Origin of the sequence: Xanthomonas arboricola pv. juglandis (assembly GCF_905367715.1) — a bacterium.
Classification (GTDB): domain Bacteria; phylum Pseudomonadota; class Gammaproteobacteria; order Xanthomonadales; family Xanthomonadaceae; genus Xanthomonas; species Xanthomonas arboricola.
On record NZ_HG999362.1, the window covers coordinates 1,846,674 to 1,863,088 of the forward strand.

Below are 16,415 nucleotides of genomic sequence, written 5' to 3' on the forward strand. Positions count from 1 at the left end.
CATAGGATTTTCCTATGCGGCCACCGCACGCAGAAGATTGGCGATCAGGCCGAAGGCCGGCGCGCGTCCTGCGCCCTGCCGCCACAACAGCCCGATCTCCCTATAGTAGCGTCCGCCTTTGATCGGCCGGACCACGACATCGTCGCCCTCGCGGATTTCCTGGCGCACATACAGGTCTGGCAGCAGTGCAAGACCCATGCCCATCCCGGCCATCTGGCGGATCGCATCCAGGCTGGTGCCTTCGTAATCGCGCAGCACATTGGCGCCGACGTCCATGGCGATCGCCGCAACCTGTTCGGCCAGGCGGTACTCGGGCATCAAGGTGAGCAGGTTGGCGCCGCGCAGATCGGCCGGCGTGATGCAGGTCTTGGCCCGCAAGGGGTGATCGGCGGCCATGGTCACGTGCAGCGGTTCGCGGAACAGCCGCTCGCTATGCAGGCCGCGCCCGGCCACCGGCAATTGCGCCAGGATCAGGTCGTGCACGCCGCTGGCCAGGCCGCTGGCGAGCGCGGTCGGCAGGCCTTCGCGCACGTGCACGCGCAGCGCCGGGTGTTCGCGGTGCAGGCGCGCGACCAGGCTCGGCATGAGATAGGCGCCCAGCGTGGGCGATACGCCCAGCCGGATGGTGCCGATCAAGGTGTCGGCCGAGGTGGCGCGGACGTCTTCCAGATCGGCGACGTCCAGCAGGATGCTGCGCGCGCGATCAAGCAGGTCGCGCCCCAACGGGGTCAGGATGGCCGGCACGCCGCGTTCGAACAGCGCGGCGCCGACGATGGTTTCCAGCGCCCGGATCTGCTGCGACAACGAGGGTTGCGACACGCCCATCTGCTCTGCGGCGCGGGTGAAGCTGCCGGTGTCGGCGAGCGCGACGAAATAACTGAGCTGGCGAAGGGTGGTTCTGGGGCGGGGCATGCGTGACGTCGTCAGGTGGGGGCGCGTGGGGGCGCAGGATCGGCCCGGGCCGCTGCCGCGGACACGCCGGCATGACAGCACACGCCGGTGTCACCCAGGCGTCATTGATCAATGAACTGCAGCCGCGCCAGTTCGGCGTACAGGCCGCCTTCGGCGATCAACTGCGCGTGCGTACCCTGCGCGACGATGCGGCCGGCATCCATCACCACGATGCGGTCGGCCTTGAGCACGGTGGCCAGGCGATGGGCGATGACCAGCGTGGTGCGGCCTTCCATCAACCGGTCCAGCGCCTGCTGCACGGCGCGTTCGCTCTGCGCATCCAGCGCGCTGGTGGCCTCGTCCAGCAGCAGGATCGGCGCGTCCTTGAGCAAGGCGCGCGCGATCGCCACCCGTTGCTGCTGGCCGCCGGACAGGCGCGTGCCGCGTTCGCCGAGTTCGCTGGCGTAGCCCTGCGGCAGGGCGCGGATGAAACTGTCGGCCTCGGCGGCCGCGGCGGCGGCTTGCACCTCTGCATCGCTTGCGTCCAGGCGCCCATAGCGGATGTTGTCGGCGGCGCTGGCGGCAAACAGCGTGGGCTGCTGCGGCACCAGGGCGATGCGTTCGCGCAGCAGTACCGGGTCGGTATCGCGCAGGTCCACCTCGTCGATACGCAGCCTGCCGCTGACCGGGTCGTGGAAGCGCAGCAACATCGCCAGCACCGTGCTCTTGCCGGCGCCGGAGGGCCCGACCAGCGCCACGGTTTCGCCCGGATGGACATGCAGGTCGAAGCCATCCAGCGCCGGCGCATCGGGGCGCTGCGGATAATGGAACACCACCTGATCGAAATGGATCGCGCCGCGCAGCGGCTTTGGCAAGGGCTGCGGCGTGGCCGGGGCGAAGATCGCCGGCTGCTCGTCAAGCAATTCGCCGACCCGGCCCATGCCGCCGGCGGCGCGCTGCAACTCGTTCCAGACCTCGGCCAAGGCACCGACCGACCCGCCGCCGATCAGCGCGTACAACACGAACTGTCCCAACGTGCCGGGGGTCATGCGTCCGGCAATCACATCGTGCGCGCCCAGCCACAGCACACCGACGATGGCGCCGAAGATCAGCATGATCGCCACCGCCGTCACAGTGGCCTGGGTGCGAATACGCAGCCGTGCGGTATCGATCGCGGCGAACAGGGCCTGGCTGAACCGCTGGCTCTCGTAGCGCTCGCGCGCATGCGCCTGCACGGTGCGCACCGCGCCCAGCGTTTCGGCCGCCAGCGTGTTGGCATCGGCGACGCGGTCCTGGCTGGCGCGCGAGATCTTCTGCAGGCGGCGTGCGCCCAGCACGATCGGCAGCACCGCCAGCGGAATGCCGATCAGGGTGAAGCCGGCCAGCCGCGGGCTGGTCACGAACAACATCACCATGCTGCCGATCACCGTCACCGAGCTGCGTAGCGCCACCGACATGGTGGTGCCGATCACCCCGCGCAGCAGCTCGCTGTCGGCCGACAGGCGTGACACCAGCTCGCCACTGCGGCTGCGATCATGGAAGCCGGCGTCCAGCCCGATCAGATGCGCATACAGGCGGCCGCGCAAATCGGCCACCACTTTTTCGCCCAGCAACGCGACGAAATAAAACCGCGCGGCCGTTGCCACCGCCAGCACCACCGCCACCGCGAACAGCAGCGCGAAGGCGTGGTTGATCTGCGAGCCGCCGGAGAAACCATGGTCGATCATCTGCTTGACCGCCGCCGGCAGGCTCAACGTGGCGGCCGAGGAAATGGCCAGTGCGATCAGCCAGGCGGCGAACAGGCCACGCTGGCGCTGCACGAACGGCCACAAGGTGCGCAGGCTGCCAAGCTTCCGCAACGGGTTGGGCCTGGCGGCGGCTGGCTGGTTCATGCGGCTTCCGGTGATGAGAGATGGACACGGTTGCGAGTGGCGTCGCACAGGCGCATTTTCAAGCCGGCCAGTTGATCGGCAGGCAGTTGCACGCGCAGTGCCGCGCCCTGCGCGTCGAAGCGCTCGTCCAGCTTGTCGGCGTGGAAGGCGCTCAAGGCAGAATGCACCAGGCCCAGGTCGTCGAACCGACATTGCAGGTCGAGCAGCGACAACGCAACCAATGGCTGTCGCGCTGCCAGTCGCAGGCATTCGGCCGCGGCGCCGCCGTAGGCACGCACCAGCCCACCGGCACCGAGCTTGATGCCGCCATACCAACGCGTGACCACCACCACCACGCGGTCGTAGCCTTGCCCATCGATGGCCGCGAGGATTGGCCGCCCGGCGGTGCCGCTGGGCTCGCCATCGTCGCTGGAACGGTAGTCCTGCCCGTATCGATAGGCCCAGCAATTGTGGGTGGCATCGGCAACGGACACGCGCTGCACGATCTCCAGCGCCTGCGCGGGAGAGTCCAGTGCCGCAGCGTTGGCCAGAAAGCGACTGTGCTTGATGTCCAGGCTGTGGTGCGCGTCAGCGGCGAGGGTATCGAGCATCGTCGCCATTCTATGCGAGCCGGTCGCGCCGGACGCCGCAGCCATCGTGACTGCCGTTGCAAGCTTGCAGATCGGCAGAGGGATGCGTTGCGGCGTTGCGCCGACGGGTAGATGCGCAATGGGTGCGCGCAGGCCCTGGGGCCATTACACGCAGGCCGTGTGGCTGCTCCGTCGACTTGGCGAACAACGTGACGCACGATTCGGGTCGTGGCAGGCGCCGCCGGGTGCGGCATCGCGCCGAGCGATGGCCGCATAAGTGAGACATGGCCCGGTGCGTGGCTACTTCCACGCAGCTGACGTATGACTACAGCGCCGCTGCGTGCCTACTGAAGCGCGTGCCTGACGCCGGGCCTGGCCTGCGATGGGGCAGGGAGCGTGCGTCGCCCCGCATCACACCAGGGTGGAGCGGCGCTTCTCGTCGATCCACTTGGAGGCCTGCGCCGGCGTGTAGTGCTGCATCCACTCCAGCATCTGTTCGATATCGGCGCCGTACCACAGGTCGCTACGCTGGTCCGGATGCAGGAAGCGCTCTTCCACCATGCGATCGATCATGCCGATCAGCGGTGCGTAAAACCCTTCGATATCCAGGAACGCGCAAGGCTTGTTGCCGATGCCGAGCTGGCGCCAGGTCAGCATCTCGAAGATCTCTTCCATGGTGCCGAAGCCGCCGGGCAGGGCGACAAAGGCATCGGACAGCTCGAACATGCGCATCTTGCGCTCATGCATCGAACCGACGATTTCCAGCGTGGTCAGCCCACGGTGCGCCACTTCCCAATCGGCCAGCTGCTGCGGAATCACCCCGGTCACCTCGCCACCGGCCGCCAGCACCGCATTGGCCACGGTGCCCATCAGCCCGACGTTGCCGCCGCCATATACCAGCCGCAGGCCCTGCTCGGCGATGCGTTGCCCCAGCGCAGTGGCGCGCTCGGCATAGGCGGGTTTGTTGCCGGCATTGGAACCGCAGTAGACGCAGATGCTTTTCATGGGATTGGGAATCGGGAGTTGGGAATCGGGAATGGGTCAAAGCAAACACAGCAGCCAGAACGCATGACGCCGGACCTAGGTCCGGCGTCAGCATGAAGAGTGAGGTGATGGGAACGCTCTTACGATTCCCGATTCCCCACTCCCGATTCCCGGCTTAGTTGGCCTTATGAATCGCGCGCTTGCTCACTGCCATCGCGGCGTCGTGGATTGCTTCGGACAGCGTCGGGTGGGCGTGGCAGATGCGCGCCAGATCGTCGGCCGAGCCGTTGAATTCCATCGTCAGCACGCCTTCGTGCACCAGCTCGGACACGCCCACGCCAACCAGGTGCATGCCCAGCACGCGATCGGTTTCGGCATCGGCGATGACCTTGACGAAGCCGGCCGGCTCGCCCATGGCCACGGCACGGCCGATCGCCGCGAACGGGAAGCTGCCGGCCTTGTAGGCGACGCCTTCGGCCTTCAACTGCTGCTCGGTCTTGCCGACCCAGGCAATCTCCGGCTCGGTGTAGATGACCCACGGAATGGTGTCGAAGTTGACGTGGCCGGGCAGGCCGGCGATCAACTCGGCAACCGCGATGCCTTCCTCGAAGCCCTTGTGCGCCAGCATCGGGCCACGCACGCAGTCACCAATCGCCCACACGCCATCGACGCCGGTGTGACAATGCCCGTCCACCTCGATCTGGCCACGCTCGTTGAGCTTGACGCCGGTGCCCTCGGCCAGCAGGTTCTTGGTCGCGGCCTTGCGGCCCACGGCCACCAGCAACTTGTCCACGGTCAGGGTCTGCTCGCCTGCGGCGTCGGTGTAGCTGACCACCACCTGCTTGGCATCGCCGCTGCCGGTGATCTCGGTCTTGCTGACCTTGGCGCCGAGCTTGATGTCCAGGCCCTGCTTCTTGAATTCCTTCAGCGCGGTCTTGGCCACTTCGGCATCGGCCAGCGCCAGGAAATCCGGCAGCGCTTCGAGGATGGTGACCTCGGCGCCCAGGCGCTTCCACACGCTGCCCAGCTCCAGGCCGATCACGCCGGCGCCGATCACCGCCAGACGCTTGGGAACGGCGGTGAAATCCAGGCCGCCGACGTTGTCGACGATGGTGTCGCCTTCGAACTTGGCAAACGGCAGCTCGATCGACTCCGAGCCCGGCGCCAGGATCACGTTGGTGCCCTTGAGCTCGATCTCGCCGCCTTCGTGCTGGGCGACCTTGACGATGTTGCCCGGCAGCAGCTGGCCGAAGCCGTAGTACGGGGTGATCTTGTTCGCCTTGAACAGCATCGCGATGCCGCCGGTGAACTGCTTCACGATCTTGTCCTTGCGGCCGATCATGGTGGGCACGTCCATCTTGGCGTCGTTGAAGCTGATGCCGTGGTCGCCGAACAGGTGACCCATGTTCCAGAACTGGCGCGAGGAATCCAGCAGCGCCTTGGACGGAATGCAGCCCACGCGCAGGCAGGTACCGCCCAGCGCCGGCTTGCCATCCTTACCGATAGCCGCGTCGATGCAGGCGACCTTCATACCCAGCTGGGCCGCGCGAATCGCAGCGTGATAACCGGCCGGACCGGCACCGATGACGACGACGTCGAATTGTTCGCTCATTTCATTTGCTCACGGGAATGGGGAATAGGGAATGGAGAATCGCAAGAGCGCATGCGTGCGCCTGCTGCGTCCCATCCAGGTCCAGGCGGGAATGGAGCGGTCGATGGGCGCTTGTCCCATTCCCGAATCTCCATTCCCGATTCCCGGCTCTTACAGACCGAACAACATCCGGCCCGGGTTTTCCAGCTGATTCTTGATGTCGACCAGGAACTGCACCGAGTCCTTGCCGTCGATGATGCGGTGGTCGTAGGACAGCGCCAGATACATCATCGGGGCGATCACGACCTGGCCGTTCTCGGCGATCGGACGCTCCTTGATCGCGTGCATGCCCAGGATGGCGCTCTGCGGCGGGTTGATGATCGGGGTCGACAGCAGCGAGCCGAAGGTGCCGCCGTTGGTGATGGTGAAGGTGCCACCCTGCAGATCGTCCAGGCCCAGCTTGCCGGCGCGCGCCTTGGCGGCGTAGTCGGCAATGCCCTGTTCGACGTCGGCGAACGACTGGCGCTCAACGTTACGCAGCACCGGCGTGACCAGGCCCTTCTCGGTCGACACCGCGATCGAGATGTCGCTGTAGCCGTGATAGATGATGTCGTCGCCGTCGATCGAGGCGTTGACCAGCGGGAAGCGCTGCAGCGCGTTGGCGGCGGCCTTGACGAAGAAGCTCATGAAACCGAGCTTGATGCCGTGCGCCTTCTGGAACTCGTCCTGCAGCTCCTTGCGTGCGGCCGAGACCTTGGCCAGGTTGACCTCGTTGAAAGTGGTCAGCATCGCGGTGGAGTTCTTGGACTCCATCAGGCGCTTGGCGATGGTCTTGCGCACGCGGGTCATCGGCACGCGCTCTTCCGGACGGGCGCCGGATGCCTTGCCCACGCCGCCGGCCTTGGCGAAGTTGACGATGTCTTCCTTGGTCACCGCGCCACGACGGCCGGTACCTTCGACCTGGGCCGGATCCACGCCCTGGGTGATCGCGGAGAAACGCGCACCCGGCGGCAGCGCATCGGCAGCGGACTTGGATGCAGCGGCAGGCGCAGCGGCAGCAGCCGGGGCCGGGGCCGGGGCGGCAGCGGCCGGGGCAGCAGCGGCCGGAGCCGGTGCCTCGGCCTTCTTCTCGTCGGCCGGTGCGGCCGCAGCCACGGCGCCTTCTTCGATGATCGCCAGGATCTGGTTGCTGGTGACGGTGCTGCCGGCTTCGAACTTGATTTCCTTCAGCACGCCGTCGACCGGCGAAGGAACTTCCAACACGACCTTGTCGGTTTCCAGGTCGACCAGATTCTCGTCGCGCTTGACCGCTTCACCGGCCTTCTTGTGCCAGCTGGCGATGGTGGCGTCGGAAACGGATTCGGGCAGTACCGGAACTTTGACTTCGGTGGCCATTCGGGGAGCGTCCTAGGGTTTTCGTTCTTTGGGGAAGAGGAGTTATTCAGCGACTTGGTCGTTGAACGGATTGAGGAGCGCATCGGCGACCAGCTTCTGCTGTTCGACGATGTGGTCGGCCATATGGCCGGCGGCAGGCGAGGGCGAACGGGCACGGCCGGCGTAATGCAGGCTCTGGCCGCTGGCCAGGCAGAAGTTCAGATGGTGGCGGATCTGGTACCACGCACCCTGGTTCTGCGGTTCTTCCTGGCACCACACCACGTCGGTGGCGTTGGCATAGGCCTTGAGCTCGGCGGCCAGCTGCGCACGCGGAAACGGATACAGCTGCTCCACGCGCAGGATGGCGACGTCGTCCTGGCCACGCTTGGTCTGGTCTTCGAGCAGGTCGTAATAGACCTTGCCCGAGCACAGCACCACGCGTTTGACCTTGCCGGCATCGGCCTTGGCGTCGGGAATCAGATGCTGGAACTCGCCCTCGGCCAGTTCTTCCAGGCTCGATACCGCCAGCTTGTGGCGCAGCAACGACTTGGGCGTCATCACCACCAGCGGCTTGCGGGTGGTCATGCGCATCTGGCGGCGGATCATGTGGAAGCACTGCGCCGGCGTGGTCGGCACGCAGACCAGCATGTTCTCCAGCGCGCACAGCTGCAGGAAGCGCTCCAGACGCGCGGAGCTGTGCTCCGGGCCCTGGCCTTCATAGCCGTGCGGCAGGAACAGCGACAGGCCCGCGATGCGGCCCCACTTGGCTTCGCCAGCAGCGATGAACTGGTCGATCACCACCTGCGCGCCATTGGCGAAGTCGCCGAACTGCGCTTCCCAGATGCACAGCGCATTGGGGTCGGTGGTGGAGTAGCCGTATTCGAAGCCCATCACCGCTTCTTCGCTGAGCAGCGAGTCGATGATGGTGGCGTCTTCGGGGTTCTGCACCAGCTGGCGCAGCGGCAGGTGGTAGCTGTCAGTCTTCTGGTCATGCAGGATCGCGTGACGGTGGAAGAACGTGCCGCGACCGGCGTCCTGGCCGACCAGGCGCAGCTTGTGGCCTTCGGCCAGCAAGGTGGCGTAGGCCAGGTTTTCGGCAAAGCCCCAGTCGCCGGCCTGCTCACCGGCGGCCATCTTGACGCGGTCGTCGTAGATCTTGCCGACGCGCGCATGCAGCTCGACGCCTTCCGGAATCGTGGTGATCAGCTTGGCCAGACGGTCCAGCTGCTCGCGCTTGACGCGGGTGTCGACCGGATCGGCAGCGGTGCCGACCAGATACTTGGACCAGTCGATGGCGAATTCGTCCGGCTTGCGCGTCGCCAGTTCGGTGGTGTACTCGCCCGAATCAAGCTTGTTGCGGTAACCGTCGACCAGCGCCTTGGCCTCGTCGGCGCTAAGCACGCCGTCGCTTTCCAGCTTGGCGGCGTACAGCTCGCGGGTGGTCTTGTGCTTGCGGATGGTCTGGTACATCACCGGCTGGGTCGCTGCCGGTTCGTCGGCCTCGTTATGGCCCCAGCGTCGGTAGCAGACCAGGTCGATGACCACGTCCTTCTTGAACTGCTGGCGGAATTCGTAGGCCAGCTTGGACACGAACATCACCGCGTCCGGGTCGTCGCCGTTCACGTGGAAGACCGGCGCGCCGATCATCTTGGCCACGTCGGTGCAGTACAGCGTGGAACGGGCGTCGTCGCGGGCGCTGGTGGTGAAGCCGATCTGGTTATTGACCACGATGTGCACGGTGCCGCCGACGGCGAAACCGCGCGCCTGCGACATCTGGAACAGTTCCATCACCACGCCCTGGCCGGCGAATGCGGCATCGCCGTGGATCAGGATCGGCAGCACGGTCTTGCGCTCGGCATCGCCGAAGCGTTCCTGACGCGAACGCACGCTGCCGACCACGACCGGGTCGACGATTTCCAGGTGCGAGGGGTTGAAGGCCAGCGCCAGATGCACCTGCTTGTCGCCACCGACCGCGATGTCGGCCGAGAAGCCCATGTGGTACTTCACGTCGCCGGTGTGGGCGCGGTCGTCGTGGGCGTGCTCGAACTTGCCTTCGAACTCGTCGAACAGCTTGCGCGGGTTCTTGCCCAGCGTATTGACCAGCACGTTGAGGCGGCCGCGGTGGGCCATGCCGATCACGATGTCCTTGACCTGATCGTTGCCGGACTGGCGAATGATCTCGTCCATCATCGGGATCAGCGCGTCGCCGCCTTCCAGCGAGAAGCGCTTCTGGCCGACGTACTTGGTGTGCAGGTAGCGCTCCAGGCCTTCGGCAGCGGTGAGCCGCTCCAGCGTGCGCTTGCGGCTGGCCGCGTCGCCGGCGATCTTGCCACCGGCATCTTCCAGGCGCTTGTAGATCCACTGGCGCTGGTCGAATTCCTGGATGTGCATGAACTCTGCGCCGATGGTGCTGGCGTAGGTCGCCTTCAGGCGGGCCAGCAGATCCTTCAGCTTCATGCGCGGCTGGCCGCCGACGCCGCCGGTGCTGAACTCGCTGTCCATATCCGCCTGCGAAAGGCTGTGGAACGGCAGGTCCAGATCGGGCGGGTTGACCGGCGGGGTCAGGCCGAGCGGGTCGAGCTGCGCGCCGAGGTGGCCACGCGCACGGTAGGCGGTGATCAGGCGGCCGACGTTGCGCTCGCGCTCGTCACTGGCCGCTGCGCCGGTGCCGGCGTTGGCAGCCTGCTTGGAGGCGGTGAGGATGTGGGCAATGGCTGCCGAGTGCGGTACATCACCGGCATCGCGACCCTTGAAGCCATCGAAATAGCTCTTCCACTTCGGGTCAACACTGTCCGGGGCGACGAGGTACTGCTCGTACAGATCCTCGATATAGGCGGCGTTGCCGCCGGCGAGCTGCGATGACTGTGCGAACTGCTTTAGGAGATTATCCACGATGGTAAGTCGGGTCTGCTGTGGGGATGATTGTGCGGAAGCGGCGGGGCGAGATGCCCTGTCGGTCGGTCTCAAATCTCGAAAAATTATACCCCCTTGCGCTAGTGAGGGGGCGTCTGCCAGCTGACCGGACGGGTAGGTGCAACCGCCTGGCGCCTACGTGCGAAGGGCGCTGCGGTCTCAGATGCCGAGTGCGCGCGGTTCGTTCCAAAGCGCGCTACGCTCCCATATCTGCGCGAATTCGCGCTCCAGCTGGCGGCTGCGCGCCGCGCCCGACAGCCAGGTTTCGCCATCGTCGAAGCGATGGCCTGTTGGACGAAAGTAGTAGGCGTCATCGCCCACCACATAGGCCGACGCGTAGCTGGCATCGACCGGATCGCTGACCGCGCGGAAGCGGAACACGCTGGGCAGGCGCTGGGCCAGCCGCAGCATCGCGCTGCTGTTGGCGCCCGCGGCGGCGGTGTCCTGCACCAGCACCTGCACGCGCTTGTCGTGGCGGGCGGTGGCGAAGCGGCGCAGCGCATCGAGCACTGCGGGGTTGTCGAACAGCGGTGGATCCAGTGCCCGCGTATAGATCAGCACCTGGCGGCGTGCGGCGCACAGCAGGCCGGTGGTGGCGGCCAGGGCCGCGCGCAGGTCGTCCACCGCCATCGGGCCGTCGAGACGGCGGTGCAGCGGCCTGCCCGGACGATCGCCCGCCGTTGCCGCGCTAGCCGGGTGCCGGTCGGAAGAGGTGTCCGGCAGGAAGCCCAGGCGTGCGAACACGGCCTCGGCGTCTGTGTTCACGCGGGTTTGCAGGCCGGGCCAGCCGCGTTGTTGCGCGGTGGCGACGGCGGCTGCGAGCAACCGGTCGGCCAGGCCGCGGCGGCGCCATCCCGGCAGCACGCCGAGCCGGTCGATGCGCCGATCCGCCGTCAGCCGTACCGAGCCGATCAACTGGCCGTCCTCGCTGCGCAGCGCCAGGTGCAGGCTGAGCGGGTCCAGGGCGTCCCAGTCGGCAGCGCTGTCGTCGGTGCTGCCGGTGCCGCAGGCCAGGCGCAGCGCACGCAGGGCTGCGGCGTCGGACGCCGCATCCAGCGAAACGATCTGCGGCCCGGCCTGGGAACTCATGCGCGCTGGTCGGACCCGTCGTCGTCGCCAGCGTCCGATGCCGCGTTGTCGTCGGCCAGTCCGCGGTCGTCGTCCTGGTCGGCGTCCTCGCCTTGTTCGGCCTCCTCAGCCTGGGCCGGGCCGTCCGCGGCATCGGCGACCTGCTCGACGTCGGCTTCGGCGTCGATCTCATCGTCTGCGTCCGGCGTGTCGGCCCCTTCGTCGGCATCGTCATGGTCGGCCGACAGGCTCAGGACGTGGGCCTGGTCGTCGTCGATGTCCTCGAAGTCGTGCTCTGCGTCCTCGTGGGCACGCTGGTAATGGCCCTGCGCCAGCAGCTCCAGCACCACCTCGCGGCCACGGTTGGACAGCTGCGCATACAGCGCGCCGTCGATCTCTTCGGCCGCTGCCAGCCGTGCGGCGTCCTTGGCCGACAGCGCGAATTCCAGGCCGCTGCAGAACAGGGTGGCGCCACGCTTGGCGCGCCGCCAGGCCAGCCGCGACCAGGGGTGACGGTGCAGCAGCACGCCTTCTTCCAGCGCCTGCTCGACCGCCTCGCGGGGAATCGGTTCGGGTGCCGGCACTACGTCGCCAGAGGCGCGGTAGGTGGTCATGAAGCGGCCGAACCAGTCGCCCAGGCGATCCGGATCGTTCATGCGCAGCGCGTTGAGCGCTTCGACCACGCGGTTCATCGCGGTGACGTCGATCTCGTACGGATCGGCCGGCACCTTGAGGTCTTCGTCGTGATAGCGCACGGCCTCGTCGGCATCGGCGATCAAGGTGTCCAGATAGTCGCCGATCAGCTCGGCCGAGGACGGCGCGCGGGTGCCGATGGAGAAGGTCAGGCAGGCGTCTTCGGCCACGCCGTGGTGCGGCACCAGCGGCGGCAGGTACAGCATGTCGCCCGGGCCCAGCACCCAGTCGTGGGTGGGCTTGAAGTCGCGCAGCAGCTTGAGCTCGACATCGTCGCGGAACGCCAGCGGCGCGGCCTTGCGGCCCTGCTGCGCGCGTGCGTCGATCTGCCAGCGGCGGTGGCCCTGGCCCTGGAGCAGGAACACGTCGTAATGGTCGACATGCGCGCCGACCGAGCCGCCGGTGGCGGCGAAGCTGATCATGATGTCGTCGATGCGCCAGCGCGGCAGGAAGCGAAACTGCTCCAGCAGTGCGCGGACATCGGCGTCCCACTTATCCACGTCCTGCACCAGCAGGGTCCAGTCATGGTCGGGCAGGCCGGGGAAGTGGGTTTCCTGGAACGGGCCGGTGCGCACGTTCCAGTCGTCGGTGGCGCGGTCGTGGCTGATCAGGCGTGCCAGCACGCCGTCTTCGCAGGCCAGCCCGGCCAGGTCTTCGGGCTGCAGCGGGGACTGGAAGTCCGCAAACGCGTTGCGGATCAGCAGCGGGTGCTTGTGCCAGTAGTTGCGCAGGAAGCGCTCGACCGGCATGCCCAGCGGCTGGTCGCGGGTGGCGTGGATCTCGAAGGGCAGTGGCGCGCCTTTCCTGGCGGCGATCTTTTTTGCGGGGGTCTTTTTCATGGTGTCACGGGTCCGACTGGAGGGCCGGCGCGGTGCGGCCGGCGAGGTGGCTTATTGTCGCCCAGCCCGCCATGCGCTGCCTTGCATGCGGGTGTCGCGGTGAGGTTGCGGTGCGCGTCCGGGCCATGCAGGGCCGGGGATGCAGCTGGGTGTCTCGGTGTCAGCAGATCAGCGGGTGGAGATCTGGTTGTTGCTGCCGTAGTCGTTGACCACCGCAGTGCCGGATTGCTGAGTGATGCGGTTGCCGCGGCCGTGCAGCGTGGCGGAGGCGATCGCCTGCGCCTGTACCTGGTTGTCGTCGCCCGGCACCAGCAGCGTGCCGATGCGGCCGGCCTTGAGTGTGGAGGTGCGGCTGAACAGTTCGATGGTCCCGGCATCGCCGGCGAGGGTGACCTGGGTATCGTTGCCGACCATGCGCACTGCCTCGGCGCGCTCGATCTGCACGATCGCATGCTGGCCCAGTACCGCGATCGTGCCGCAGTCACCCTTGAGGACCAGATTGGCGTTCTGGCCGGTCAGATCGACGTTATGGCCGTCGCAGCTGACCGTGCCGCTGGTCGAGGTGACCATCAGTGTCTGCCGCTCGCCATTGCTGGCGACCTGGGTGGCGCCGTCCATGCTCGGAACTGACGGAACCGAAGGAACCGGCGGCACCGCTGCGGCCGCCACGCCGGCCGGCGCGTGCGGCGCGGCAGCGGGGGAGTCGGGGTGCGAGTCGGGAGTGGCCTGCTTCCCGCAGGCCAGCAATCCGCAGGCCACCGACGCAAGCAGGGAGGCAGAAAGCAGCGCGCGCAATGCCATGGCAATACTCCTGACAGCTGGATACAAGGGCGTGATACCGGTGGATGAATACCGCTGCTTAGATCGCGCGCGCCAGCTGTTCGGCCAGCCCGGTGTACGCACCCGGCGTCAGCGCCCGCAGCCGCTGCTTGTCCTGCTCCGGCAACTGCAGGCTCTCGACAAAGGCCTGCATGGACGCGGCAGTGATGCCCTGGCCGCGGGTCAGTGCCTTCAATTGCTCGTAGGGGTTGGGCAGGCCGTGGCGACGCATCACCGTCTGCACGGCTTCGGCCAGTACTTCCCAGGCCGCATCCAGATCGGCATCCAGGCGTTCGGGATTGACGGTCAGCTTGCCCAGACCCTTGGCCAGTGAATCCAGCGCGACCTGGGTATGGCCGAACGCGGTGCCGAGCGCGCGCAGCACGGTGGAGTCGGTGAGGTCGCGCTGCCAGCGGCTGATCGGCAGCTTGGCGGAAAAGTGCTCGAACAGCGCATTGGCGATGCCGAAGTTGCCTTCGGCATTTTCGAAGTCGATCGGGTTGACCTTGTGCGGCATGGTCGATGAACCCACTTCGCCCTCCTTGAGCTTCTGCTTGAAGTAGCCCAGCGAGATGTAGCCCCAGATGTCGCGCGACAGGTCGATCAGGATGGTGTTGACGCGGCGGCTGGCGTCGCCGATTTCGGCCACATTGTCGTGCGGCTCGATCTGGGTGGTGTAGGGGTTGAACACCAGGCCCAGGCTTTCGACGAAGCGCTGCGCGAACCCGGCCCAGTCCAGCTCCGGGTATGACACCAGGTGCGCGTTGTAGTTGCCGACCGCGCCGTTGATCTTGCCGGTCAGTTCGACCGCGGCGATCTGCTTGCGCTGCCGCTCCAGGCGCGCGACCACGTTGGCAATTTCCTTGCCCAGCGTGGTGGGCGAGGCGGTCTGGCCATGCGTGCGCGACAGCATCGGCTGGCCTGCCTGGGCATGGGCCAGGGTGCGCAGGCTGGCGGTAATGCCGTCCAGCGTGGGCAGCAGCACCTCGCGGCGCGCCTGCTCCAGCATCAGGCCGTAGCTGAGGTTGTTGATGTCCTCGCTGGTGCAGGCGAAATGCACGAATTCCAGCGCCGGGCCCAGCTCCGCATCGTCCTTGAGCTGTTCCTTGATGAAGTACTCCACCGCCTTGACGTCGTGGTTGGTGGTGCGCTCGATCTGCTTGACCCGCGCGGCATCGCCGACGCTGAAGTCGTCGGCCAGGCGGCGCAGGGTCTGGGTGGCGGCGGCCGAGAACGGCGCCAGCTCGGCGATGCCCGGCTCGGCGGCCAATGCCAGCAGCCATTCGATCTCGACCTTGACCCGCGCCTTGATCAGGCCGTATTCGGAGAAGATCGGGCGTAGCGCATCCACTTTGGAAGCGTAGCGGCCGTCGAGCGGGGACAGGGCAAGCAGGGCGGAATCCGACATGGGCAGGGCACTGGGAGGCTGGCGGGGGTGCGTATTCTACGCCGCCCCGGCGCCGGCTTCGCCGATCGGCCGCACCGTGATGGCCTGGATCCGGTGCCCGGCCATGCGCCGCACCGTCAGTGCGTGGCCGTCCAGCTCCAGGGTTTCGCCTTCTTCGGGCAGCCGCTGCAACCGGTGCACGATCAGCCCGCCGACCGAATTGACGTGGTCCGGCGCGCTCAGGTCCTGGCCCAGCAGGCGTTCCAGGCGGAAGATCGAGGTGCTGCCGGCCACCAGCAGCGAGCCGTCCTGGCTGCGGATCGGGGCATCGCGCACCACGTGGCGGTGCTCGTCCTCGATCTCGCCGACGACCACTTCCAGCAGGTCTTCCAGGGTGAAAAAGCCCAGGATACGGCCCTCGTCCTCCACGCACAGCGCCAGATGGGTGGTGCCGGTGCGGAACTGCTCCAGCGCGCTGGGGATCGGGGTTTCCAGGGTCAGCAGGGTGGGCGGGCGCAGCAACGGGCGCAGATCGTCCAGGTCCTGGCTGCGCGCCATCGCCACCAGCAGATCCTTGGTATGCAGGATGCCCAGCACCTGCTCGCCATCGGCGTCGAACCACGGGTAGCGGCTGTAGCGCGACTCGCTGAACTCGGCCAGCACCGATTCCAGCGTCATGCCTTCGCGCAGGCTGCGCAGGTGCTCGCGCGGGCGCATCAGGTCGCCGGCGACCAGGTCGGGCAGTTCCAGTGCATGGCTCATCAGGGCCAGCCCGTGATCGGGCGTGGCGGCGTTGGGATCCTGGCGGCCGACGATCAGCATCAGCTCCTCGCGCGAATAGCGATGCGACTGGTGCTCCACATCGCCCCAGCCCAGCACCCGCAGCAGGCGGTTGGCGCTGGTGTTGAGCACCCAGATCGCCGGGTACATCAGCCAATAGAACACGTAGAGCGGCGCGGCGGTCCACAGCGACATCCGCTCCGGGCGGCGGATCGCCATGGTCTTGGGCGCCAGTTCGCCCAGCACGATGTGCAGGAACGAAATCAGGCTGAAGGCGATCGCCAGTGCGGTGAACTGTGCCGCTTCCGGCGACAGGCCGGCGGTGTCGAACAGCGGCTGCAGGAGATGCGCGAAGGCCGGCTCGCCGACCCAGCCCAGGCCGAGCGAGGCCAGGGTGATGCCGAGCTGGCACGCCGACAGGTAGGCATCCAGATGCGCATGTACCCCGAGCAATAACCGCCCACGCCAACCGTTGTTCTGCGCCAGGCCCACCGCCTGCGTGTGACGCAGCTTGACCAGCGCGAACTCGGCGGCGACGAAGAAGCCGTTCAACAGCACCAGCAGCAATGCGACGAACAACAGCAGCACATTACCCAACATGGCGTCCGCCTCCGT

12 protein-coding genes are annotated in these 16,415 nt (G+C 67.0%); all 12 read right to left on the reverse strand.

Going from position 1 to position 16,415, the window contains the following annotated elements; translation table 11 throughout:
- Positions 1 to 12: 12 nt before the first annotated feature.
- Positions 13 to 912: a hydrogen peroxide-inducible genes activator gene (locus KHN93_RS08005; RefSeq protein ID WP_104559128.1), complete on the reverse strand. Its 900-nt coding sequence runs from the start codon at positions 910 to 912 to the stop codon at positions 13 to 15.
- Between the two features lie 101 nt (positions 913 to 1,013).
- Positions 1,014 to 2,783, reverse strand: a complete 1,770-nt coding sequence (locus tag KHN93_RS08010) for an ABC transporter transmembrane domain-containing protein (RefSeq protein ID WP_104559129.1) — start codon at positions 2,781 to 2,783, stop codon at positions 1,014 to 1,016.
- Positions 2,780 to 3,382, reverse strand: a complete 603-nt coding sequence (locus tag KHN93_RS08015) for an IMPACT family protein (protein ID WP_212579618.1) — start codon at positions 3,380 to 3,382, stop codon at positions 2,780 to 2,782. Before KHN93_RS08015 ends, KHN93_RS08010 begins: the two co-directional genes overlap by 4 nt.
- Positions 3,383 to 3,763: 381 nt before the next feature.
- Positions 3,764 to 4,357 (reverse strand): LOG family protein, encoded by a 594-nt coding sequence (locus KHN93_RS08020; RefSeq protein ID WP_016901548.1) that lies wholly within the window; start codon positions 4,355 to 4,357, stop codon positions 3,764 to 3,766.
- Between the two features lie 154 nt (positions 4,358 to 4,511).
- Positions 4,512 to 5,948, reverse strand: coding sequence for a dihydrolipoyl dehydrogenase (gene lpdA / locus KHN93_RS08025; RefSeq protein ID WP_039528099.1), 1,437 nt, complete (start codon positions 5,946 to 5,948; stop codon positions 4,512 to 4,514).
- Positions 5,949 to 6,098: 150 nt separating this feature from the next.
- A complete protein-coding gene (gene sucB, locus KHN93_RS08030; RefSeq protein WP_212579369.1) occupies positions 6,099 to 7,322 on the reverse strand; it encodes a dihydrolipoyllysine-residue succinyltransferase in 1,224 nt (407 codons plus the stop codon).
- A gap of 42 nt (positions 7,323 to 7,364) precedes the next feature.
- Positions 7,365 to 10,193, reverse strand: coding sequence for a 2-oxoglutarate dehydrogenase E1 component (locus KHN93_RS08035; RefSeq protein WP_047125629.1), 2,829 nt, complete (start codon positions 10,191 to 10,193; stop codon positions 7,365 to 7,367).
- A 180-nt stretch (positions 10,194 to 10,373) separates the two neighbouring features.
- Positions 10,374 to 11,303 carry a GNAT family N-acetyltransferase gene (locus tag KHN93_RS08040; RefSeq protein ID WP_212579370.1) on the reverse strand — a complete coding sequence of 310 codons (930 nt, stop codon included), beginning with the start codon at positions 11,301 to 11,303 and terminating at the stop codon, positions 10,374 to 10,376.
- Complete coding sequence (locus KHN93_RS08045) at positions 11,300 to 12,790, reverse strand: ribosomal protein uL16 3-hydroxylase (protein WP_212579619.1); 1,491 nt, start codon at positions 12,788 to 12,790, stop codon at positions 11,300 to 11,302. The genes KHN93_RS08040 and KHN93_RS08045 overlap by 4 nt, the downstream gene beginning before the upstream one ends.
- A 192-nt stretch (positions 12,791 to 12,982) precedes the next feature.
- On the reverse strand, positions 12,983 to 13,615 hold the full coding sequence (locus KHN93_RS08050) for a DUF3060 domain-containing protein (RefSeq protein ID WP_212579371.1): 633 nt from the start codon (positions 13,613 to 13,615) through the stop codon (positions 12,983 to 12,985).
- A 58-nt stretch (positions 13,616 to 13,673) separates the two neighbouring features.
- On the reverse strand, positions 13,674 to 15,041 hold the full coding sequence (gene purB / locus KHN93_RS08055) for an adenylosuccinate lyase (RefSeq protein ID WP_102580983.1): 1,368 nt from the start codon (positions 15,039 to 15,041) through the stop codon (positions 13,674 to 13,676).
- 36 nt (positions 15,042 to 15,077) lie between these two features.
- A complete protein-coding gene (locus KHN93_RS08060; protein WP_104574107.1) occupies positions 15,078 to 16,400 on the reverse strand; it encodes a hemolysin family protein in 1,323 nt (440 codons plus the stop codon).
- Positions 16,401 to 16,415: the final 15 nt, after the last annotated feature.